Source organism: Kouleothrix sp. 19917 (assembly GCF_057073505.1).
Genome location: NZ_CP097099.1, coordinates 1 through 22,197 on the forward strand (window position 1 = coordinate 1; position 22,197 = coordinate 22,197).

The 22,197-nt window shown below is 60.9% G+C and carries 18 protein-coding genes and 1 pseudogene; 15 read left to right on the forward strand and 4 right to left on the reverse strand.

Going from position 1 to position 22,197, the window contains the following annotated elements; translation table 11 throughout:
• Entirely contained in the window at positions 1–1,521 is a 1,521-nt protein-coding gene (gene dnaA / locus M1P90_RS00005) for a chromosomal replication initiator protein DnaA (RefSeq protein ID WP_483700531.1), read from the forward strand.
• Between the two features lie 256 nt (positions 1,522–1,777).
• Here dnaA and M1P90_RS00010 read toward each other — a convergent pair whose 3' ends face one another.
• The 3 genes from M1P90_RS00010 to M1P90_RS00020 all read right to left on the reverse strand — a co-directional run bounded on the left by M1P90_RS00010 (position 1,778) and on the right by M1P90_RS00020 (position 5,083).
• Positions 1,778–3,295 carry a sensor histidine kinase gene (locus M1P90_RS00010; protein ID WP_483700532.1) on the reverse strand — a complete coding sequence of 506 codons (1,518 nt, stop codon included), beginning with the start codon at positions 3,293–3,295 and terminating at the stop codon, positions 1,778–1,780.
• 8 nt (positions 3,296–3,303) lie between these two features.
• Positions 3,304–3,981: a response regulator transcription factor gene (locus M1P90_RS00015; protein WP_483700533.1), complete on the reverse strand. Its 678-nt coding sequence runs from the start codon at positions 3,979–3,981 to the stop codon at positions 3,304–3,306.
• Between the two features lie 133 nt (positions 3,982–4,114).
• Positions 4,115–5,083: an LLM class F420-dependent oxidoreductase gene (locus M1P90_RS00020; protein ID WP_483700534.1), complete on the reverse strand. Its 969-nt coding sequence runs from the start codon at positions 5,081–5,083 to the stop codon at positions 4,115–4,117.
• Positions 5,084–6,123: 1,040 nt separating this feature from the next.
• Here M1P90_RS00020 and nusG point away from each other — a divergent pair.
• From nusG to M1P90_RS00080, 12 genes are all read left to right on the forward strand, one after another.
• Positions 6,124–6,660 (forward strand): transcription termination/antitermination protein NusG, encoded by a 537-nt coding sequence (gene nusG, locus M1P90_RS00025; protein WP_483700535.1) that lies wholly within the window; start codon positions 6,124–6,126, stop codon positions 6,658–6,660.
• Positions 6,661–6,670: 10 nt separating this feature from the next.
• A complete protein-coding gene (locus tag M1P90_RS00030) occupies positions 6,671–7,327 on the forward strand; it encodes a PIG-L deacetylase family protein (RefSeq protein ID WP_483700537.1) in 657 nt (218 codons plus the stop codon).
• Between the two features lie 52 nt (positions 7,328–7,379).
• A complete protein-coding gene (locus M1P90_RS00035) occupies positions 7,380–9,041 on the forward strand; it encodes a tyrosine-protein kinase domain-containing protein (protein WP_483700539.1) in 1,662 nt (553 codons plus the stop codon).
• 116 nt (positions 9,042–9,157) lie between these two features.
• Positions 9,158–10,717: a DUF4091 domain-containing protein gene (locus M1P90_RS00040; protein ID WP_483700540.1), complete on the forward strand. Its 1,560-nt coding sequence runs from the start codon at positions 9,158–9,160 to the stop codon at positions 10,715–10,717.
• Between the two features lie 2 nt (positions 10,718–10,719).
• Positions 10,720–12,012, forward strand: coding sequence for an O-antigen ligase family protein (locus tag M1P90_RS00045; RefSeq protein ID WP_483700541.1), 1,293 nt, complete (start codon positions 10,720–10,722; stop codon positions 12,010–12,012).
• 9 nt (positions 12,013–12,021) lie between these two features.
• Positions 12,022–13,101 carry an NAD-dependent epimerase/dehydratase family protein gene (locus tag M1P90_RS00050; RefSeq protein ID WP_483700543.1) on the forward strand — a complete coding sequence of 360 codons (1,080 nt, stop codon included), beginning with the start codon at positions 12,022–12,024 and terminating at the stop codon, positions 13,099–13,101.
• Positions 13,067–14,305, forward strand: coding sequence for a methyltransferase domain-containing protein (locus M1P90_RS00055; protein WP_483700544.1), 1,239 nt, complete (start codon positions 13,067–13,069; stop codon positions 14,303–14,305). The genes M1P90_RS00050 and M1P90_RS00055 overlap by 35 nt, the downstream gene beginning before the upstream one ends.
• Positions 14,302–14,835, forward strand: a complete 534-nt coding sequence (gene rfbC / locus M1P90_RS00060) for a dTDP-4-dehydrorhamnose 3,5-epimerase (RefSeq protein WP_483700545.1) — start codon at positions 14,302–14,304, stop codon at positions 14,833–14,835. The genes M1P90_RS00055 and rfbC overlap by 4 nt, the downstream gene beginning before the upstream one ends.
• On the forward strand, positions 14,832–16,130 hold the full coding sequence (locus tag M1P90_RS00065) for a DUF4910 domain-containing protein (protein WP_483700547.1): 1,299 nt from the start codon (positions 14,832–14,834) through the stop codon (positions 16,128–16,130). Before rfbC ends, M1P90_RS00065 begins: the two co-directional genes overlap by 4 nt.
• Positions 16,131–16,173: 43 nt before the next feature.
• The gene (locus M1P90_RS00070; RefSeq protein WP_483700548.1) at positions 16,174–17,007 is read left to right on the forward strand and encodes a sugar phosphate nucleotidyltransferase; all 834 of its coding nucleotides are present in this window, start codon (positions 16,174–16,176) and stop codon (positions 17,005–17,007) included.
• Between the two features lie 12 nt (positions 17,008–17,019).
• Positions 17,020–18,390, forward strand: coding sequence for a murein biosynthesis integral membrane protein MurJ (murJ, locus tag M1P90_RS00075; RefSeq protein ID WP_483700549.1), 1,371 nt, complete (start codon positions 17,020–17,022; stop codon positions 18,388–18,390).
• A 4-nt stretch (positions 18,391–18,394) separates the two neighbouring features.
• Entirely contained in the window at positions 18,395–18,787 is a 393-nt protein-coding gene (locus M1P90_RS00080; RefSeq protein ID WP_483700550.1) for a hypothetical protein, read from the forward strand.
• Between the two features lie 24 nt (positions 18,788–18,811).
• Here the strand turns inward: M1P90_RS00080 and M1P90_RS00085 are convergent.
• Positions 18,812–20,027 (reverse strand): annotated as a pseudogene (locus M1P90_RS00085) (IS701 family transposase).
• A gap of 172 nt (positions 20,028–20,199) precedes the next feature.
• On the opposite strand from M1P90_RS00085, the gene M1P90_RS00090 reads away from it, so the two are divergent.
• A complete protein-coding gene (locus M1P90_RS00090; protein WP_483704729.1) occupies positions 20,200–20,877 on the forward strand; it encodes a glycosyltransferase in 678 nt (225 codons plus the stop codon).
• Entirely contained in the window at positions 20,874–22,181 is a 1,308-nt protein-coding gene (locus tag M1P90_RS00095; protein ID WP_483700551.1) for a glutamate-1-semialdehyde 2,1-aminomutase, read from the forward strand. The genes M1P90_RS00090 and M1P90_RS00095 overlap by 4 nt, the downstream gene beginning before the upstream one ends.
• The last annotated feature ends 16 nt before the right edge of the window (positions 22,182–22,197 follow it).

The window sequence follows — 22,197 nt, forward strand, 5'->3', positions numbered from 1 at the left end:
GTGAACCTCGCAAAAATTTGGAACTCGACCCTTGGCACGATGCAGATTCAGATATCGCGCCACGAATTCAATACCTGGCTCCGGCGCGCAACCCTGATCTCGCTTGAGAACGGCGTTGCGACGATTGGGGCACCGAGCGCTTTTTTCAAAGAAGGCCTAGAAAACCGCTATATCGGCCCGCTGCGGGAGCTGATAGGGAATCTGGTAGGGTTTCCGGTGCAGGTGCGCGTGATCATTGCGCCGCCCGCGCCGGTGGCGGCCGAACACCGGTTGGCTAGTCGCGAGTACGGGAAGGACGACGATATGCCCGACCTCGACGAATCACCTGCTTACGCCGCTGCAAACATGCAGCAAGGGTATGCGTCTGCGAACGGCTACGCCAATGGCGCGAGCAATGGTTCCGGCATGCATAACGGCAATGGCAACGGCAATGGCAATGGCTACGACCGGCTGAGCATGCAGCAGCTCGAATTCTCCAGCGCGATGCGCTCGGGCATGCTGAATGCGCGCTACACTTTCGACCGCTTTATTGTCGGCTCGAGCAACCGGCTGGCGAATGCTGCCTGCATGGCAGTGGCCGAGCACCCGGCGCACGCCTACAACCCGCTGTTCCTGTATGGCGGCGTGGGCCTGGGCAAAACCCACTTGCTCCACGCGATTGGTAACTACGCGCTCGACCGCGACCCCGAGATCAACGTGCTGTATGTGTCGTCCGAAAAGTTTACCAACGATCTGATCAACGCCATTCGCCGCCAGCAGACCGAAGAATTCCGCATTCGCTACCGCAATATCGATATTTTGCTGATTGATGATATTCAGTTTATTGCCGGCAAAGAAAGCACCCAGGAAGAATTCTTCCACACCTTCAACACGCTGCACTCGGCGGGCAAGCAGATCGTGATTTCGTCGGATCGGCCGCCAAAGGCGATTCTGACGCTGGAAGAACGGCTGCGCTCGCGCTTCGAGTGGGGCCTGATCGTCGACGTGCAAACGCCCGATCTCGAAACGCGCACGGCCATCCTGCGCGCCAAGGCCGAGCAGATGTCGACGCACATTCCCGCTGAGGTAATCGACTTCCTGGCACACCGCATCCAGAGCAACATTCGCGAGCTGGAAGGCTGCCTGAACCGCGTTGCGGCGTATGCGCAGCTCGTTGGCGCGCCAGTGAGCAACGAAGTGGCGACGGCGGCGCTGAACGAGCTGCTCGATACCACCCGCCGCAAGCGCGTCACCACCGAGGCAATTCTGCGCGCAGTGGCTGAGTTCTACGGTGTCGATCTGCGCGCTATGCAGGGCCGTGGGCGCAGCCGCAATATTGTGGTGCCGCGCCAGGTGGCGATGTACCTGCTGCGCGAAGAAACCGACTCGAGCCTGATGGATATTGGGCAGATGCTCGGCGGGCGCGACCACACCACCGTGATCTACGGCTGCGAGAAGATTGGTGAGGAGATTAATTCCGACTCGCGATTGCGCCAGGAAGTGGTGACGATCCGCGACCGCTTGTACCAGCAGGCCGCGTAGCCCAAAGCAGCGCTGTTCACGTCTTACCCTTGCATACTTCCGGCTGCCCCGACTGCAGCCTTCCTGTGCGGGCTGAGGCGTGCTTCGGCCCGCACCATGTCCCCGGTATTCAGAAGACAGGTTTTCAGGAGTCAGTGCATACGTGGCGCTTTGAAGCCTGTTCAAAATCGTGAAGCAAACAACGAGGCGAAGGCCAGCCGGCCTTCGCCTCGTTGTTTGCTCATACCCTAAGCCCTTGCGCCGAAAGCGCACTTGCTCATGCGGAAAGCCGGAGCGTCGCGGGTGCGGCGGCGCAGGGCAGCAGCACGGTAAATGTGCTGCCCTTGCCAACGACGCTCTCGACCAGCAGCTGGCCGCCATGCGCCTGCGCAATCGTCTGCGCGATGGAGAGGCCCAGCCCGGTGCCGCCCATGGCGCGGTTGCGCCCGCGATCCACACGGAAAAAGCGGTCGAACAGGTGCGGAAGGTGCTCGGCGGCAATGCCCGGCCCAGTGTCGCGCACCTGCACGCAAATAGTGCCAGGGCTTTCGGCGGGCGTGCCTGCAAGAACGCGAATACTGCCACCGGCGGGCGTATAGCGAATGGCGTTGTCGATCAGGTTGAGGAACAGGCGGATCAGGTCGTCTTCATTGCCTTCAATTAGTAAGGGCGCAACCACCTCGGCGCTCAGCTCCTGCTGGCGCGCGTCGGCCAGTGGCTCCAGCTGCGCAAGAATGGCCGGCAGCAGCAAGCTGAGATCGAGCGGTTCTTTGGTGAAGGGGCGCGGCTCGGCATCTGAACGCGCCAGAAACAGCATGTCATTCGTGAGGCGTGCCAGGCGCTGGGCCTGCTCGCGCACATTCAGCAGCGTGTCGTGGTAGCGCTCGGCGGGGCGGGGCTGGGCCACGGCCACGTCGATCTGCCCGATGATCGCGGTGAGCGGCGAGCGCAGCTCGTGCGAGGCGTCGGCGGTGAAGCGGCGCTGCTGCTCGAAGGCGAGCTGAAGGCGGGTGATCATGGCGTCGAAGGTGCGCGCCAGGCGGCCAACCTCGTCGTCGGGGCCGCGCAGATCGAGCCGGCGGTTGAAGTTGTCGGCGCTGATCTGCTGGGCGGCGCGCGTAATACGGTCGATTGGGCGCAGCGCGCGGCTGGCCAGGAAAAAACCCACAACCCCAGCCAGCAGCACAATCGCGGGCGCAATCACCAGCAGCGCTTTGATCAGCGCGCGCATGGTGTCGCCCACATCCTCCAGCGACAGGCCAATCTGCAGCACGCCAGCGACTTTCTGCCCATCGAGGATTGGCACCGTCAGCACGCGAATTGGGCCGCGGTGGCCGGCAAATTCCATATGCATGCGCTGCCCATCGAGCGCATTCGGGATTGCGCTGCGCAGAACATCGGCATCTTCGTCGGGGTTGTCGTTATACAACAGGCTACCATCGGCGCGGTAGATGCGCAGCAGGTGCTCGTCGTTCACGCGCCCAAGCCGCAGTGAGTCGTTATTCAGCATCAGCTCGCCATCGCGTACATCGATGGTTTTGACAATCAGGCCGGCCTGGCTGTCCATCACCTCGTCGAAATTCTCGACCAGCAGGCGATACACGGCCAGCGCAGTGCCCAGGCTGAAGAGCAGCAGCAGCGCGGCCAGCATGAGCGTGTACCAGCCGGTGAGCCGCCAGCGCACCGAGCGCGGCAGCAGTGCGCGCAGGCTGCCGATTGGGTCGGCGATGGCGTGCTCAATGGCCTTGCCCAGGTTGGCGCCTGGCGTCCTGCCAAATTGTGTGGGTAGCTTCATTGCTCGCCCTAGCCCCCCTCGCTGCTGAGCCGGTAGCCTACGCCACGCACGGTGTGCAGCAATTTCAGCTGGTAGGCATCGTCGATCTTGCGGCGCAAACCAAAAATATGCACGTCGATCAGGTTTGAGACATTGTCGAAATCATAATTCCAGACGTGCTCGGCAATGGCGGTGCGCGTGAGGGTCTGGTTGGGATGGCGCAGCAGGAACTCAAGCAGGCTGTATTCTTTGCTGGTGAGCGTTATTGTCTGCTCGCCGCGGCGTACCACGCGGCTCACGGTATCGAGTGTCAGGTCGGCGATTTGCAGCACCACCCCGCGAAACACCGGCTCGCGCCGCAGCAGTGCGCGGATGCGGGCCAGCAATTCGGCAAATGCGAAGGGCTTAACCAGGTAGTCGTCGGCGCCGCTGTCGAGGCCGGCCACGCGGTCGTCGATCGCGTCGCGCGCAGTGACCATGAGCACTGGCACAGCAATGCCGCGCGCGCGCAGCGCGTTGCACACCGACATGCCATCGGTGTCGGGCAGCATTACATCGAGCACGATCAGATCATATTCGGCGATGCCGGCCCAGTAAAGCGCTTCGGCACCGTCGGCGGCGTGATCGGTGGCGTAGCCGGCGTCGTTCAGTCCTTCGGTGATGAAAGTGGCAATGGCAGGTTCGTCTTCAACCACAAGAATGCGCATATACGGACCCCAAGCGAAATGCTGCCAGATCTGCGGGCAGTTGACCGCGCTTAGATCATGTACCATGTTGAGATGAGCAAATGATTAAGTGGGGTGCCTGGGCCGCCAGCCAGGCTGGCGGCCCAGCGCTGCGCTAGCTGAAACGCGGAATGACCGTTTCGGCAAAGCGCGTGAGCATCGAGGTGTCGTAGGCCAGGCCGGGCATGTACACAATAATATAGTTCGCGCCGGCGTCAACAGCAGCCTGAATTTTCTCGGTGATCTGGTCGGCCGTGCCGATGCGGAACTGGCGCTGATACTGCTCGGCCGAAATCACGTCTTTGGCCCAGTCGCCGGCTTTGGCAGGGTCTTCGCCCTCGTTGAGCAGGTGCACATCCATGCCGGTGCTGATGGTGATCTCGCCAATATCGCGGCCGAGCGCATCGCAGTGGCTTTTCAGCACATCCACTTTTTGGCGGATGACATCGGGGTTGCCGCCACCGACATTGCAGCCGTCGGCCCATTTCGCCACCAGTTTCAGCGTGACTTTTTCGCCGCCGCCGCCGAGCCAGAACTCGGGGTGGGGCTTGCGCGCGCCCTTTGGCTCGTTGATCGGGCCATCGATGGTGTAGTATTTGCCCTGGAAAGTGGGCTTGTCTTCCGTCCACATGCGGTACACAATCTCGCATGCCTCGCGGAACATGCCCATGCGCACCGGTACATCGGGGAAGCCATAGCCGTAGGCGCGCCACTCGTGCTCGTACCAGCCAGCGCCCAGCCCGCAGATCAGGCGGCCATGGCTCAGCACATCGGTGGTCGAGGCGATTTTGGCCAGCAGCGCCGGGTTGCGGTAGCCGTTGCATGTCACCATCTGCCCTACCTTCACGCGCTTGGTGTCGCGCGCCAGGCCGGCAGTGATCGTCCAGCACTCAAACGTCGTTTCCATGGTGGGCGTGGGCACCGTATGAAAGTGATCGTAGACCCAGATCGAGTCGATTCCCGGCAGCGAATCGGCGACCTGAGCAACCCTGGTCATCGCTTCGTATTGCTCAATCGGGTCGGCGATGCCAACCAGATCCATCTTCCAGCCCTGCGGTACGAACACACCAAACTTGACGGCCATGGCATCCTCCTGTACATAGTGACCACAGTATAATAGCACGCTTCTCGCCGGCGGCTACCTGCTGAAGGCAGAGCAGCAACAATGCCTGTATTTTGTGACTGATATCCGCTAACAGGAGAACTTAATACAGTGGGTCATGCTACTGCCAGGAAGAATATTCCGCATCACAAAAGGATATACTTTGCTTCGATTGCAAAATATTATGTATATTTACGGTTTTTTATCTTGACGAAGCTTACTATAATGAGTATGATAGAGCCGTTGATCAGAACAGACGAATGACGATGGCGTCAGAGGGATTGCACACTTATCGAGCGAGGGTTCGCGCATGTGTGCGAGAAGTGGAATTGGCGCTGGGGTTCGGCTGTGTGGCGAACATCCGCAAGGGTTGTGCGGATCGGTGCACAGGGCATTCATGAGTCGGCAGATCACTCAGCGCTTATTCCTCTCAGTTTCTTTTGAAACTTTCTCGAAATCTCTTGAAATGCGAGATCCAAACCCTCTTCGGCTACGCACTAGTATTTGGGATACTACGTAAAGTTGATATGAAACCTGGCCTTGTTGCCATAACGTGTAGAGATACTGCGGAATTAGGAGGACTCTGTCGTTTTGGGGTTGCCTAGAAACGCCGTTCGGTGAGCACAAAAAGAGGGAAGGTTCTTGCACAACCTTCCCCCTGGTCGAGACGCACTAACGATAGCTAGCCGCTAAGGTATGTTGCGCTCACGACGGCCTCTATTGTACCCCACCAATTCTTAAAATTCAATAAAAACTGATCGTACCAAAGTCCTATTTATGCTCTGAGCTTTGCTTGTGGTGTGCCGCAGCCGCTCAGGCGTACTTATGGCATGTTTTGCATTCACGGTGTGTAAAGAACACATCTGGCTTTGGTATGCCTTTTTACATCTCTCCGGCGTGTTGTAGCCATTGCTCCAGCCGGATGAGCTATACCGTTTCCTTGCCGGCAGCATTCGATGCCGGATGGCGGAGCATGGCGGAGATAAGGAATGATGATGCAGTAACTTGAGCATGGAGCATGTATGAATTGGTACATTGTGCAATGCAAGCACTCCGCCGAAGCGCACACGGCTGCAACCATTCGTACAGTGCTCAAGCTCGAAGTATTCCTGCCTGAGATTGCACAGCGGGTGCGCGGCCGGATGGCGCGGAGTGCGTTTTTCCCTGGTTACCTGTTTGTGCGCATGGATATTATGATGACAGCGCCAAGCCGAGTGGCGAGCTTTCCCGGGGTGATACGAATGCTGACGTTTGAACGCTGGCCTGAGCCGGTGCCCGATGAGGTGGTCGAACTGCTGCGGGCGCGCGTGGAAGCCTGGGGTGCCCCGGCTGAGCGCGTACTCCAGCCGGGTGAAAGTGTCCAGGTTGTCGAGGGGCCATTTGCGGGGCTGAATGCGATCTTCCTGGGCACGACCCGCGCGCGCGATCGTGTGCACATTTTGCTCCATTTTATGGGCCAGCAACGCCAGGTAGAAGCCGACCGCGCACTTGTTCAGCCCAGCGCGGCGCAGCGTGGCCGGCGAACGCGGGGCCGCAAACGCTGGATACGCCAAATTTGAAGGGCTCGTTATGCAGAAGCTGAAGCTTGCTGGCCCCTTGCGGGTGCTGTGCATCGGCGCGCATGCCGACGATATTGAGATTGGCTGTGGTGGTACGCTGCTGCAGCTGGCGCGCGAGCAGCCCGATCTTTCGTGCGACTGGGTGGTGTTTAGCGCCACGCCGCAGCGCGCCGAAGAAGCGCGGGCCAGCGCGCAGCGTTTTCTGCGCGGCGTGCGCACGTGCCGCATCACGGTACTTTCGTTTGAAGATGGGTTTTTTCCCTACCAGGGCGCCGAGATCAAGCGCTATTTCGAAAACCTGAAGCCGACACAGCCCGACCTTATCTTCACCCACTACCATCAGGATCGGCACCAGGATCATCGCCTGCTCGCCGAACTGACATGGAATACGTTTCGCGACCATTTCATTCTGGAATACGAGATCCCAAAATATGACGGCGACCTTGGGCAGCCCAATAGCTATGTGCACCTTGATGCAGGCGACTGTGACGCGAAGATTGAGATACTACTGCGCTGCTTTCACTCACAGCGCAGCAAACACTGGTTCACAGCCGATACCTTTCAATCGCTGATGCGCCTGCGTGGCCTGGAAGCGGCTTCGCCAACACGCTTTGCCGAAGGGTTTTACGTGCGTAAGCAGGCGCTTTCTTTTCGGGGCGCACCGTAAGAGCATGCGTGGCTCTTCCGTACCTGGATGAAATGAATGGGCAGGTGACGCTTTGGATATCCATCGCATATTGATCGTGCTGCGCCGCCGAGCGTACATCATTGTGCTGAGCATGCTGGGTGCTGGCTTACTGTTGTATGCGATGAATGCGAGCAAACCGCCAATCTATGCCGCAAAAACCATCTTTTTCCTTGCGCAGCCACTGGCGCCCGATCAGCGGCCCAGCTACGATACGCTGCTGTTTAATGACCGCATTATTCCGACCTATGCTGAGCTGATACGCTCCACGCCGGTGATGAACGATGTCATCAATCAGCTCAATTTGCCAATTGACGACAAGGCGCTGCTGGCAGATACAGAAATTATTGTGGTGCGCAATACGCAGCTTTTGCAGCTTCAGGTTGAAAACGAAAGTGCGCAAACCGCCGCCGATATTGCAAACACGATTGTGCAGGTATTCAACCAGCGGCAGGCAGCTGCCCAGCACGCAGAAATTGCTGAACGTCAGCGACAGCTGCTCGACAGCCTGAACGCGGCGCAGACCAATACCGACCACACCAGGGAGCTGCTGCAAGCTGCGCAGGCGCGCAATGATCTTGCCGAGACGCAGCGCCTGAGCGAGATGCTCACCGGGTATCAGGACGACTACAAACGCCTGAACGAGCAGGTTGCGCTTGCGCAAAATGCCGTCACTGCGTTTGGCCTGCAGCTGGCAGTCGTCGAGCCTGCACAGCCGGTGACGATTTCGGTACGCACGAATACAGTTATTCTGACCGGGCTTGGCGCGATTTTTGGCGCCTTGCTCAGCGTGGCGCTGGTGCTGGCGATGGAGCTGCTCAACACGCGCATTCGCAGCTACGAAGACGCGGCTGGCGTGCCGAACCTGCGCCTGCTGCGGCCAGTGCTGCCGCTTGGCCTGGCGACGAGTGGTGTAACGGCCTCGGGGGCGTATCGCGAGCTGTGTTTGCAAAGCTCAATGTCGGCAAACGATGGCCCGCGCACCTGGCTGATCAGCGGCGTGATGCCGGGCTTCGACGTGAGCGACATGATCGTGCTGCTTGGCATTACCCTCGCGCAGGCCGGCCAGCGGGTGGTGCTGGTCGATGTGAAATTCGACCAGCCAACATTGCACAGCCTGTTTGGCCAGAGCAATGCGGCTGGCTTAAGCACGGCGCTGCAGCAGGAACGGCCAATGGTGCGCGACTATGTGCTGCAGCTGACCGACCGCAACTTGCTGCTGCTGCCAAGCGGCCCGGTGGCGCTGGGCATTTCGGGGCAGCTGGCGGCGCGGCGTTTTGAGGCGGTGGTGAAGCAGCTGCAGCGCGAATACGATATTGTGCTGTTTCACACGCTTGCGCCGGCAGCTTCCGTCGATGGGGCGGTGATTGGCCGGCTCTGCGATGCAGCCTTGTTGTTTGTGCAGACGGGCACAACGCGCAAGCAGGTGTTGCAGCGTGCCGTCGAGCAACTTGCGGCGGGTGGGCTGAGTGAAATGCAGATGGTGCTGGTGAAGGGTCGCCGGCGCATTCCCTCGGTGTCGAGCATCCGCAACTGGATCCAGCAGCGGGGCGTCAATCTGGCGCGCCCAGCCGCCCAGCCTGCGGCCTACCCAAGCGCGCAAATTTCGGCGCCAGCGTACTCGGCTGTGTCGCCAGCATACGCAGAAGCGCAGCCGGTAGCACTCCTGGAAGAAGATGACCCACTAGACGAGTAGGGCCTATGCATCACCCCGGGCGCACAACTCACCGCATCTTCGCACTGCTGAGCAGCATGTTTTGGCTTGCTGTGCTGGCAAGCTGCGCCGACCCTCCCACAACCGCGAATTCCGTAGTGATAAACTCGGCTGCGGTGGCGGCCGCGCCCCAGCTCTGGGTTGAGGCGTCGCTGAAGCGTGTGGGCCAGCACGATGCGCCCGGTGCAGACAAAATAGCGAGCATCGCCGCAGCACGCGGCGAGTTTGAGTCCTTTCAGGTGGTGGTGCGCGCGCCAGCAGGTGGGCTGAGCAATGTGCAGTTCCGCATTTCGGCGCTGCGTGGGCCAAATGGCAGCAGTATCGGCGGGCAGAACATCCAGATCTACCGCGAGCACTATGTGAACGTGGCCGAATCGAGCCCCGACCTGGGCGGCACGAACAAGCCGCTGGGCGCAGGCATGTATGCCGATGGGCTCATCCCTGCCGCCGACCCGCTGACTGGCGCGGCGCCCAGACCGGCCGCGCTGAAGGCCTTCCCATTCACGCTGGCGGCTGGCTTCAACCAGCCGATCTGGGTGGATGTGTTTGTGCCATACGGCAGCCCGCCCGGCGCGTATAGCGGCTCGTTCACGCTCAGCAGCGACCAGGGCGGCGCGACTGGCAGCGTGCAGCTCACAGTCTGGGATTTCGACTTGCCGCGGCGGCCGGCGCTGCAAACCTCATTTGGCATCTGGGTCGATGCGGCCAGCCAGGCAACTGCCCAGGAGCTGCTGCACAACAAAATCATGCCACGTGATGCGGTAGATGTGCACTTGCAAGCAACCGGCACAGCTGAGCTGACATCGGTGAACCTGGGTTTCTGGAGCGGCGCAAATGTGTCGCGATGTTCGATGGAAGCGCCGCCATCGGTTAGCGCGATCCGCCAGGCGGCGGCCGCATTCCCGGCGAACCTGCTGGTATACAACTACACCGCCGACGAGATTGGCGATTGCCCGCAGCTCTATGCCCCGCTGCGCCAGTGGGCGCAAAATCTGCATCGCGCTGGCGTGCCCAACCTGGTGACGATCGCGCCCACGCCGCAGCTCTTCGACGATGGCTTAGGAAGTGGGCGCTCGGTGGTCGATATCTGGACGATGCTGCCAAAAATGTACGAAGCGGCGGGCGCGAATGTCGAACGGGCGCGCCAGAAGGGCGACGCGCTGTGGTCGTATAACTCGCTGGTGCAGGATGGCTATTCGCCAAAATGGCAGATCGACTTTAGCCCGCTCGATTTTCGCATTCAGCCGGGTTTTCTGAGCCAGAGCCTGGGCCTGAAAGGTTTGCTGTACTGGCGCGTCGACCTGTGGACGAGCGACCCGTGGAACAATGTGCGCACTTTTAATAATGGCGAGCGCTGGTTTTATGGCGACGGCATGCTGCTGTACCCCGGCGCGCAGGTGGGCGTGACAGGCAGCGTAGCCTCGATGCGCCTGAAATGGCTGCGCGATGGCGTAGAAGATTTCGACTATGCCCAGATCCTGAAGCGCCTGGGCCATAGCGAACAATCGCGGACGATTGGCAGGCAGGCGGCGGTGAGCTGGCATACCTGGACGCGCGACCCGGCTGTGATTGGGCGCGCGCGCCAGCAGCTTGCCGCACAGATTTTGCAGGCCATGCAGAGCAAAGTGTACCTGCCAGCCGCGGGAAGGGCGCGCTAGCGATGGCGACAGCACAGGCAATACACCCGCCACTGGAACTGCGGCACGACCGCGTGCTGGCGCTGGTGCGCGCAATTCCACTGTTCTATATCATCTTCGCATTCAGCGATGGCGTGAACTTCCTGGCATATATTTCGCCCTACCTGCTGTATATGATGTATGCAGCGGCATTGGGCAGCACCATCGCCAGCGTGGTGATGGCATCGCCGCGCACCCACCAGTTTCGCGCCGTGCTGGTATATGGCTTCTGGCTGGTGTTTTATTTCTCGTGGACGCTGCTGGTGCTGCCGAATGCGCGCGAGCAGTTGTCTGAAGTGATCCGCGTGCTGGTGCGCAACGCAACCGTGCTGGCGGTGATCCCGGTGGTGCTGCGCAACCGGCCCACCCTTCAGCGGCTGGCAAATGGCTTTCAGTTGGTGCTGCTGGTGAATTGCGCGATCTGCATCTGGGAAACGCTCGATCCCACCGTGATCTGGGCGATTGCCAACATGCGCGCCGAAGATATTTCGGTGGTAGATCCCAACCGCGCGGCGGCGCTGTGGTACAACCCCAACCCGGCCGCGTTTGGCTTTCTGATCGGCGCGCTAATGTCGCGCTGGTCGCGGGGCTGGCTGGTGGTGGCCGGGCGCATTGCCGCGCTGGTGGGCATCTACCTGACGGTGTCGCGCAGCGGGTTGTACATGCTGCTCCTGTGCGGCGCGCTGTACGGCACCTTCCGGCTGCGCGGCGTGCGGATGACCATGCGCCGCTGGGTGCTTGCGGCAGGCGGGCTGGCGCTGGTGCTGGCCGTGCTGATTGGCGTGGTGGCGGCTGGCCCCGGCCCGCTGCTGCCCGAAAACGGCGGCGGCAACTGGAACGTCCAGCGCCTGCTGGATGTGCAGGAAGAAAACAGCGGCGACCTGTCACGCGTGCAGCTTTCGGAGGTGGCATTGCAGATGGCGCTGCGCGGGCCCTGGTATGGGCGCGGCACCTTTATCTTCCAGGGCTCGTCCGATTCGCCGTTTAAGGTCTATACCAATGTTGGCGCGCACAATATCTATATTGTGGTGCTGGGCGAGGCTGGCCTGGCTGGCGTGGCCGGCTTTGGCGCGCTCTTGCTGGCGGGCATCTTCCTGACTTTCTACACGCCCATGCCAGCCGACGACCGCTTTGTGCTCGGCCTGCTGTGGATGATCTACCTGTTCATTGGCCTGGTGAATCACAACCAGTTTACCTCGTTTCAAGGCACGATCTACGCTGGCCTGCTGGCGCAGGTGCCGTGGGCTGCGCGCACGCTGGCGGCCGAAACGAGCTGAGAGGAACCCATGCGCGTATTTGTGACCGGCGCCGACGGCTATATCGGCGCGGTGGTGCTGCCCGAGCTGCTGCGGCGCGGGCATGAGGTGGCTGGCCTCGATACCGGCTTTTACCGCGACGGCTGCCTGTACGATGGCCTGGCCGCGCCGCAGCACATGCTGAAGCGCGACGTGCGCCAGATTGCCGCCGCCGACCTGGCCGGCTTCGACGCGGTGGTGCACCTGGCCGAGCTGTCGAACGACCCGCTGGGCCAGCTCGACCCGGCCCTGACGCACCGCATGAACTTCGAGGGCGGCCTGGCGCTGGCGCGGGCCTGCAAGCGCGCGGGCGTGCAGCGCTTTGTGTACGCCTCCTCGTGCAGTGTGTATGGCGTGGGCAACAGCGACACGAAGGATGAAAGCAGCCAGCCGCTGCCGCAAACCGCCTACGCCGAGTGCAAAGTGCTGGTCGAGCAGTACGTTGCGCCGCTGGCCGACGACGCCTTTTCGCCAACGTTTTTGCGCAACGCCACCGCCTTTGGCGCGTCGCCGCGCATGCGCTTCGATATTGTGCTGAACAATCTGGCGGGCCTGGCTGCCACCACCGGCGTCATTCGCATGACCAGCGACGGCACGCCCTGGCGCCCGCTGGTGCATGTGGCCGATATTGCGGGCGCGATTGCGAGCGTGCTCGAAGCGCCGCGCGAGGCCGTACATAACGAAATCTTCAATGTGGGCGAAAACGCGCAGAACTATCAGGTGCGCGAGATCGCTGCGGTGGTAGCCGAGGTGTTTGAAGGCTGCGCGCTGGAGATCGGCAGCAACGGCGGCGACAACCGCAGCTATCGCGTGTCGTTCGACAAAATCCACGCGCATCTGCCCGCATTTCGCTGCCAGCACAGCCTGCTCGACGGCGCGCGCGAGCTGCGCGACCTGTTTGCGCGCATCGGCTTCACGCGCGAGATGTTCGAGTTCCGCGCCTACACGCGCCTGCGCCAGCTCGAATACTTGCTGGCGACCGGCCAGCTCGACGCCGACCTGTTCTGGACCAACGATACAGCGGGAACCACACGCCATGCCAGCACACACGCCGCGCTGCCGGTTTTGTAGCGCCGAACTCGAACACACCTTTGTCGATCTGGGCCTGTCGCCGCCGTGCGAGAGCTTTCGCAGCGCCGCGCAGCAGCACGAGCCCGAGGCATTCTACCCGCTGCGTGTGTATGTCTGCACGCAGTGCTGGCTGGTGCAACTGCCCGAGCACATCAGCCCGGCCGAGATTTTCAGCGACTACGCCTACTTCTCGTCGTACTCGGATTCGTGGCTGGCGCACGCGCAACGCTATGTAGCGATGGCGGCCGAGCGCTTCCGCCTGGGCGCGGGCTCGCTGGTGGTCGAGCTGGCGAGCAACGACGGCTACCTGCTGCAATATTTTGTGCAGCGCGGCATCGCGGTGCTGGGCATCGAGCCGGCCGCCAACGTGGCCGAACGCGCGCGCGAGCGCAATGTGCCAACGCTGGTGCGCTTTTTTGGCGCGGAAACCGCCGACATGCTGGCGGCCGAGGGCCAGCGCGCCGACCTGCTGGTGGGCAATAATGTGCTGGCGCATGTGCCCGATATCAACGACTTTGTGGAAGGCATGCGCCGCCTGCTGAAGCCCAACGGCACGATCACCATGGAATTCCCGCACCTGCTGCGGCTGGTCGAGGGCAACCAGTTCGACACGATCTACCACGAACATTTTTCCTACCTGTCGCTCCATGCGGTCGAGCAGGTGTTTGCGGCGCACGGATTAGTGCTGTTCGATGTCGAGCAGCTCGCAACCCACGGCGGCTCGCTGCGCATTTTTGCTGCGCATAAAGCCAGCGCGCCCGCCGCCAGCGAGCGCGTGCTGGCCGTGCGCGCCGAAGAAGCGGCGGCGGGCGTCACCTCGCTGCGCTACTACGCCGACTTTGGCGAGCGCGTGCGCGAAACCAAGCGCAAGCTGCTGGAATTCCTGATTGCGGCGCGGCGGGCCGGCAAAACCGTGGTGGGCTATGGCGCGCCGGGCAAGGGCAACACGCTGCTGAACTACTGCGGCATCCGCACCGACATGCTCGACTACACGGTGGATCGCAATCCATTCAAGCACGGCAAATTCCTGCCGGGCACGCAGATCCCGATCTTCGCGCCCGAGCATATCATCGCCACAAAACCCGATTATGTGCTGATCCTGCCGTGGAACCTGCGCGACGAGATCAGCACGCAGCTCGCGTACATCCGCGAGTGGGGCGGGCGCTGCGTGGTGCCCATCCCGGAAGTGCAGGTGCTGCCGTGATCTTCACGCCCACCGCGCTGGCCGGGGTGTGGATCATCGACCCCGAGCCGGTTGCCGACGAGCGCGGCATGTTTGCCCGCACCTGGTGCGCGCGCGAGTTTGCCGAGCACGGCTTGAACGCGCAGATCGCGCAGTGCAATGTGTCGTTCAATCACCGGCGCGGCACGGTGCGCGGCATGCACTACCAGCTTGCGCCGCATCAGGAAGGCAAGCTAGTGCGCTGCACCGCTGGCGCGATCTTCGACGTGGCGCTGGATGTGCGGCCCGGCTCGCCAAGCTGGGGCCAGCACGTTGGTGTGACGCTCCGCGCGGGCGAGCGGCGCATGCTGTACCTTCCCGAAGGCTGCGCGCATGGCTTCCAGACGCTGGAAGACAACAGCGAAGTTTTTTACCAGATGTCGGAATTCTACGCGCCCGAGCTGGGGCGCGGCGTGCGCTGGAACGACCCGGCCTTCAGCATTGTGTGGCCCGAGCCGGTAACGATGATCAACGAGCGCGACCGCAGCTACCCGGATGTGAGCCGGCCATGAGCGCGCTGCCAGAAACGCCCGACGAAGCGGGCGCGGCCATGCACGCCCTGATTGCGCGGCTCTACCCGATCTGCCGCAGCATCACCGGCGCGGGCGTGCGCGAAACACTGCGCATTGTGCAGGAATACCTGCCGCTCACGGTGCACGAGGTTCCATCCGGCGCGCCCGTGTTCGACTGGGTGGTGCCCGAAGAGTGGAATATTCGCGACGCCTACATCAAAAACAGCCGCGGCGAGCGCGTGGTCGATTTCCGCCAGTCGAACCTGCATGTGCTGAACTACAGCGAGCCAGTGCAGCGCACGCTGACGCTGGATGAGCTGCTCCCGCACCTGTTCACCGCGCCCGAGCATCCCGACTGGGTGCCCTACCGCACGAGCTACTACCAGCGCCAGTGGGGTTTCTGCCTGAGCCAGCGCCAGCTCGACGCGCTGCCCAACGACAGCTACGAGGTGTGCATCGACGCGACGCTTGCGCCCGGCCACCTGAGCTATGGCGAGCTGGTGCTGCCCGGAAATACTGCCGACGAAATCCTGATTTCCTGCCACGTCTGCCATCCCTCGCTGTGCAACGACAACCTGTCGGGTGTAGCGGTGGCGGCCTGGCTGGCGCGCAGTTTGCAGAATGCGCCGCGCCGCCATACCTACCGCTTTCTGTTCATCCCGGCCACGATTGGTGCGATCACCTGGCTGTGCCAGAACGAAGCGCGCGCGCCGCTGATCAAGCACGGCCTGGTGCTGACCTGCGTGGGCGATGCGGGCGGCTTCACCTACAAGCAGAGTCGCCGCGGCAATGCCGCAATCGACCGGGCAGTGGCGCATGTACTCGGGCATAGCGGCACGCCCTTCACGCTGCGCCCGTTCGCGCCGCTGGGCTACGACGAGCGCCAGTACTGCTCGCCCGGCTTCGACCTGCCGGTGGGCTGCTTCATGCGCACGCCCAACGGCGAGTATCCCGAATACCACAGCTCGGCCGACAACCCCGACCTGGTGCGGCCCGACGCGCTGGCCGGCTCGCTGGCGGCGCTGCGCCAGGTGATGGATGTGCTTGAGCACGACGGCATTTTTGTGAGCCAGAACCCGAAGTGCGAGCCGCAGCTCGGGCGGCGGGGATTGTATGCGGCGGTGGGCGGCCTGGCCACCGTGCCAAACTATCAGCAGGCAATCATGTGGGCCCTGAACCTTGCCGATGGCCGGCACACGCTGCTGGATATGGCGGAACGCGCCGCGATGCCATTTTCCACACTCCACGCGGCGGCGCTGCACCTGGAAGCCAACGGATTGCTGGCGCGAGCATGATGCCAGCCGTTGGGTTCATAGCGTATGGTTTGGAGGGAGAGCGATGAAAGTTGTGCTTTTTTGCGGCGGAATGGGCATGCGGCTGCGCGAATATTCCGACATGCCGAAACCGCTGGTTGCGGTTGGGAAGCACCCGATCCTGTGGCATCTGATGCAATACTACACTTACTATGGTCACCGTGAGTTTATTTTGTGCCTGGGCTACAAAGCCGAAGAATTCGCTGAATATTTCCTGCACTGTGGCGCGCGCATCACGGGCGACACCATGCTTGCGCCAACCATGCGCCGCTTGCAGCTGCTGTTCCCAAATGGGCTGCAATGGGAAGTAACGCTGGCCAACACCGGCCTGCATGCGAATATTGGCCAGCGCCTGAAGGCGGTTGAACCGCTGCTGCGCAAAGAGGACGTGTTTCTGGCGAACTATGCCGATGGTCTCACCGATTTACCGCTGCCGCAGATCATCGACTACTTCCAGCGCAAGAAGGTCGTTGCGACGTTTGTGGGCGTGCATCCCGCCCAGACCTTTCATGTCGTTGCGGCGGGCGCGGATGGCTTTGTGCAGAACCTGCACGACGTACACGAAAGCGACCTGTGGGTGAATGGCGGCTACTTCGTGTTTCGGCGCTCGATCTTTTCCTACATCGAGCCGGGCGAAGAGCTGATTATCGAGCCGTTCCGCCGCCTGATTGCCGAGCGGAAGCTGGCGACCTACAAATACGCCGGTTTCTGGGCCTGCATGGATACTTTCAAGGAAAAACAGCAGCTCGACGAGCTGTGCGCGACAAGCGCCGGCCCGTGGGAAGCGTGGGAGCAGGTGCGCGAGCTGGGCGCTCCCGAAGTGCCCGTGCTGGGGCGGCCAGTCGCCGCCTGCTCGTAGCGAGTAACACCAATGATTGGAACGTCCACATTTCAACGCATCTCGGGCTACTGGCGGCGGCTCACCAGCGGCTCGGTCAATCGGCGCATTTTTGGCTCGATCATGACGGTTGGCGTGTTCACCATTGGCGTGAAGGCGATTTCGTTTGCGAAAGAGCTGATTGTCGCGCATGCGTTTGGCACTGGCGACGCGCTCGACGCCTTTCTGGTGGCGTTTGGGCTGACGAACTACCTCGCCGTGGTGGTGGCGATGCCCTTCGGCAGCGCCATGCTGCCTTCGTTTGTGCGCGAGCGCGACCACGAGGGCGAAGAAGCTGCCCAGCGCCTGCTTGCCACAGTGGTGCTGCTGGTGCTGGTGCTGGTGGGTGCTGCGGCATTTCTGCTGGTGGCGCTTGGCCCGCTGCTGCTGCCGCTGATCGGCTCGGGTTTTGCGCCGGGCAAGCTGGCGCTGACCTTTGGCATGCTGCTGGTGCTTGCGCCAAGCGTGCTGCTGGCGGGCCTGAACGAGCTGGCCAGCACAACCGCCAACCTGGCCAATCGCTTTGCCTTCACCGCGATGTCGGGCGCGGCAGTGCCGATTGCAACGGTGGCAAGCATTTTTCTGCTGCGCCCGCAGCTTGGCGTGTATGCGCTGGCGGTGGGCGTGCTGGCTGGCATGGCGATTCAAAGCTTGCTGCTGGCCTGGCGCCTGCGCCGCGATGGCGTGTCGCTCTGGCCGCGCTGGGGCGGGCGTTCGCCCGCGCTTGGGCGCGTGCTGCGGCAGTACTGGCCGGTGGTGGCCGGCGCAGCATTACATAACAGCTCGGTGCTGATCGACCAGGCTATGGCGACGCCGCTTGGCTCGGGCAGCGTGGCGGTGCTGAGCTACGGCAACAAGCTGGTGGCACTGGTGCAGGGCGTGGGCGCAACCGCGCTGGGCGTGGCGATCCTGCCCTACTTTGCGCGCATGATCGCCGCGTCGGACTGGCCGAGCGTGCGGCAGGCGCTGCGCTTTTATTTTCGCCTCATTGTTGGATTTTGTATTCCCTTTACTGTGCTTGCAACTTTCTTTTCGCATTCGATTATACAATTTGTTTACGAACGAGGTGCTTTTACTGAAGCAGATACTTTAATTGTTAGTCATGTTCAGGCTATGTTTGTTCTCCAAATTCCATTTTATATGCTATGTGTTCTGTTTGTGCAGTTAATTTTGTCTTTAGGGACTACTGGCGTAATTATGTGGGGAGCAATACTTAATGTATCCCTGAATATAATATTAAACTATGTCCTTCAGCGCTGGTTGGGGGTGATTGGAATTGCATTATCTACCACTTTTGTATATGTTGCCTCAAGTATCTATTTGTTTATAATGCTGCATCGCGAGCTTGCTAAATTCGAGGGGTAAAACCATGCGAATAACACTGCTCATACCGTCATTACAGGCAGGGGGAGCTGAGCGCGTGCTTTCAATTATGGCTCATTACTGGATGGCACGAGGTGATGAAATAACCATTATTTCTCTGGATGCACCTACAGTAGCGCCATTCTATGCGCTTGATTCACGGTTGATGCACAAACAGCTGAATTTACTTAAACCATCACAGGGAATTAGCCAAGCCATTGTGCATAACATCAAGCGATTGTTCAGCATTCGTTCAGCAATCAGGATTAGCCGACCTCATGTCGTGATATCTCTAACCGATAAGATGAATGTTCTGGTACTTATGGCTACCGTAGGCTTGCCGATCCCTATTCTGGTAGCAGAACATAACGATCCGTCGCAGGTTCAGATTAAAAACTAAGGTTTTGCAGAAATAGGCGAAAGCTCAGGGTAAAGCCAAACGGAGCTTGATATCGGACAGAGTCATGCCTTGGTGCGATTGTTCGATGGCCCAAGCAAGCGTTTTGCCCAAGGTCTCGCGAGCGATGGTGCGACAGGACTCGCCAATGGTCATCAGGCGTGTGTGAGCCCATTCGAAGGCACGATCATGCTTCAATTGGCGCATCAGAGCCGTGTACGCCAGGACGACGAGGTGCATGTGCCTGGTCTGGCCCATCCCGTCCCTGAGCTGACACTCGCCCATGCCCAAATGCTGCTTCCCGTCCCGATGAAAGGTCTCCGTCCCTGTCCAGCGCTTTTTGTAGACCTTCAAAATGCGATGAGCTTCCCACTGGGTTCGGTTGCTGATCAGGATCTTGCGTGGCGTCGCAGCTTCTGCTTCTGACCACAACACCAGAATACGCACTGGGTGGTTGACATTGGGCAGACGAACGGACTTGGTGAAGTACCATTGCGTGTGACCGCCGACCGTAAACTTGGTGCGAACAAGCGGCGTGAGCGTTTTGACCCACTCAGTCACGCTGGTCTGCTTCCCGCTGACTACAATCACTCGAGTTGGCTTTCAAATCACCGATGTAGCTGCGACCTTTGGCGTGGAGGGTGTTCATAATTGGCGCGTTGGTGAAGTAACTGTCGAAGGTGAAGTCGCCCGGTATGTCCTCAGCGACAACCCAATCGATCAGTTCCTTAGCGAGGTCGGTGTGATTCTTGAACGGGCGCTCGTCGTCGCACTGCTCGCGCTTGCGGAAGCGCCGGAAATCGAGCGGATAATGCTTCCCACTCGGGTTGACGTAGTTGGCAAACAGGTAATCGTGGGCGATCAGGTGGCGTTTGTCGGCATGGTCCCAGAAATAGCCGACATCCTCTATCAGTTTGCCGTCATGATCTATCAAAGTGTTATCGATCGCGATAACGCCGTCGTGACGATAGCGCGTTGCAGCGTCCTGTTGAAGCCATTCGAGCCGGTGCGCGTTGATGCGCTGGACATCCCAGGGCGCTTCAGTCAACCATCGATTGAGAGTGGATTGGTCGGGTGGGGCGGCAAACTCTCGCGTGATACCGCTCACGGTCTTGTGCTCCGCTACAAACAGCCCGGTCAGGTATTCGGCAAAGTGGCGGCGTGAAGGCTCATTTGGAAACAGGTCGGCGAACTGGACCAGCAGTTCCTCGACCACCTGTGGTATCGCGACAATTGCTGGCACCTGTGCCTCCCAACTGGTAGACCAACGCTCGCCTGATCATATGCTCAGAAGCTTGTTGCCGCAAATCTGCAAAAGTCCAGTTAAAAAGATCTGGTCGGTACTTCGTTCGGTGATGTATCGGAGAGCTGCATCGATTGTAGTGTTGACATCGAATGTCGTAAGTTTTTTTGGCATGGATATATACAATCGAATTCGAGTGATTCCAAATCCAATAGCATTAGATCCTCATTCGGTGCCTGTTATACGAAGCTCTCATAACTCTGGCATAAGTATGTTGATAGCAGTTGGGCGACTGGAAAAGCAAAAAGGTTTTGATCTGCTGCTTTCTGCGTTCAGCCGTGCTGTAGCAGATCATCCCAATTGGCACCTGACTATTTGGGGTGAAGGTAACTGCCGCGCTGAGCTTGTTGCACTCAAACGCAAGCTCGGCCTCGATGAACAGGTGCATTTGCCAGGTATTACAAAAGAAGTTTTTGCTGAAATGAGTCGCGCCGATCTGTTTGTCTTGTCATCGCGCTATGAGGGTTTCCCAATGGTGCTCTGTGAGGCAATGGCCTGCGGCCTGCCGGTGGTGAGCTTCGACTGCCCAAGCGGGCCGCGCGATATTATTCGCGATGGCATTGATGGCTTTCTGGTGCCTCCCGGCGACGAGGCTGGGCTTGCGGCCGCGCTGAGCCGTTTGATGGGCGATGCCGCCGAGCGAGCGCGGCTGGCGCTGCGCGCCCCCGATGTTCTTGAGCGTTTTGGCCTGGAACAGGTGATGGCGCAATGGGACGGCTTGCTGGCCGAAGTGTTGCCGGCAGCGGCGGGCCAGCGCGCGCCTGATTTGCAGAGGGAGAGCTTGCGATGAAATTCACCCGATCCCAGCAGCTGCGGCCACGCGCTCACGCGATCATTCCCGGCGGCGCGCATACCTACGCCAAAGGCGACGACCAGTACCCCGAGCTGTCGCCCGGCTTTATTGCGCGCGGGCTGGGCTGCCATGTCTGGGATGTCGACGGCAACGAGTTTATCGAATATGGCATGGGGCTGCGCTCGGTGACGCTGGGACACGCCTACGCGCCGGTGGTGCAGGCGATTGCGCGCCAGATCGAGCTGGGCAGCAACTTCGTGCGGCCAGCCGCGATCGAGCTGGAATGCGCCGAGATGCTGCTGGGCATGATCCCCGGCGCGGAAATGGTGAAGTTCGCCAAAGACGGCTCGACCGTCACCACCGCCGCGCTGACTCTGGCACGCGCCTGCACTGGCCGCGCCATGGTGGCGATCTGCAGCGACCACCCATTTTACTCGTACAACGACTGGTTTATTGGCACCACGGCAATGGCGGCTGGCATCCCCGAGGCTGTGCGCGCGCTGACGCTCGGCTTCCGCTACAACGACCTGGCGAGCGCCGAGGCGCTGTTCGCGCAATACCCTGGCCAGATCGCCTGCGTGATGCTTGAGCCAGCCAAAAGCGCCGACCCTGCTGAGGGCTTTTTGCAGCAATTGAAAGCGTTGTGCCACGCGAACGGCGCGCTGTTTGTGCTGGATGAAATGATCACCGGCTTTCGGCTGCACAACGGCGGCGGCCAGGCGCGCTACGGCGTCGAGGCCGACCTGGCAACCTACGGCAAGGCGCTGGCGAATGGCTTCGCGCTGTCGGCGCTGGTGGGCAAGCGCGAATGGATGGAGCGCGGCGGCCTGCACCACGAACACGAGCGCGTGTTCCTGCTTTCGACCACGCACGGCGCGGAAACGCACGCGCTGGCGGCTGGCATGGCGACCATGCAGGTCTACCAGAACGAGCCGGTGGTGGAATTTCTGGATCGGCAGGGCCGCCGCCTGCGCGACGGAATCGATGCGGCGATTGCAGCCAAAAACCTCGAAGGCTATGTCCAGATCATTGGCCTGCCCGCCAACCTGGTCTATGCCACGCGCGACGCCGAGCGCCGCGATTCGCAGGCCTTCCGCACCCTGATGCTGCAAGAGCTGATTCGGCGCGGCGTGCTTGCGCCTTCGTTGGTGGTCAGCTACTCGCACAGCGACGACGATATCGACCGGACGGTCGAGGCGTTTGCCGGCGCATTGGAGGTGTACCGGCGCGCGCTTGAGCACGGCGTGAACGAATACCTGGTGGGCCGCTCGGTCAAACCAGTGTTTCGCGCGCGCAACTAAGCTAAAGGACCGCAGC

What these genes read in the sequence shown, in the direction of transcription:
- M1P90_RS00010 (WP_483700532.1), bottom strand. Translation starts at nt 3,295, where the DNA reads ATGAAGCTACCCACACAATTTGGCAGGACGCCAGGCGCCAACCTGGGC.
- M1P90_RS00015 (WP_483700533.1), bottom strand. Translation starts at nt 3,981, where the DNA reads ATGCGCATTCTTGTGGTTGAAGACGAACCTGCCATTGCCACTTTCATC.
- M1P90_RS00020 (WP_483700534.1), bottom strand. Translation starts at nt 5,083, where the DNA reads ATGGCCGTCAAGTTTGGTGTGTTCGTACCGCAGGGCTGGAAGATGGAT.
- nusG (WP_483700535.1), top strand. Translation starts at nt 6,124, where the DNA reads ATGAATTGGTACATTGTGCAATGCAAGCACTCCGCCGAAGCGCACACG.
- M1P90_RS00030 (WP_483700537.1), top strand. Translation starts at nt 6,671, where the DNA reads ATGCAGAAGCTGAAGCTTGCTGGCCCCTTGCGGGTGCTGTGCATCGGC.
- M1P90_RS00045 (WP_483700541.1), top strand. Translation starts at nt 10,720, where the DNA reads ATGGCGACAGCACAGGCAATACACCCGCCACTGGAACTGCGGCACGAC.
- M1P90_RS00050 (WP_483700543.1), top strand. Translation starts at nt 12,022, where the DNA reads ATGCGCGTATTTGTGACCGGCGCCGACGGCTATATCGGCGCGGTGGTG.
- M1P90_RS00055 (WP_483700544.1), top strand. Translation starts at nt 13,067, where the DNA reads ATGCCAGCACACACGCCGCGCTGCCGGTTTTGTAGCGCCGAACTCGAA.
- M1P90_RS00065 (WP_483700547.1), top strand. Translation starts at nt 14,832, where the DNA reads ATGAGCGCGCTGCCAGAAACGCCCGACGAAGCGGGCGCGGCCATGCAC.
- M1P90_RS00070 (WP_483700548.1), top strand. Translation starts at nt 16,174, where the DNA reads ATGAAAGTTGTGCTTTTTTGCGGCGGAATGGGCATGCGGCTGCGCGAA.
- murJ (WP_483700549.1), top strand. Translation starts at nt 17,020, where the DNA reads ATGATTGGAACGTCCACATTTCAACGCATCTCGGGCTACTGGCGGCGG.
- M1P90_RS00080 (WP_483700550.1), top strand. Translation starts at nt 18,395, where the DNA reads ATGCGAATAACACTGCTCATACCGTCATTACAGGCAGGGGGAGCTGAG.
- M1P90_RS00090 (WP_483704729.1), top strand. Translation starts at nt 20,200, where the DNA reads ATGGATATATACAATCGAATTCGAGTGATTCCAAATCCAATAGCATTA.
- M1P90_RS00095 (WP_483700551.1), top strand. Translation starts at nt 20,874, where the DNA reads ATGAAATTCACCCGATCCCAGCAGCTGCGGCCACGCGCTCACGCGATC.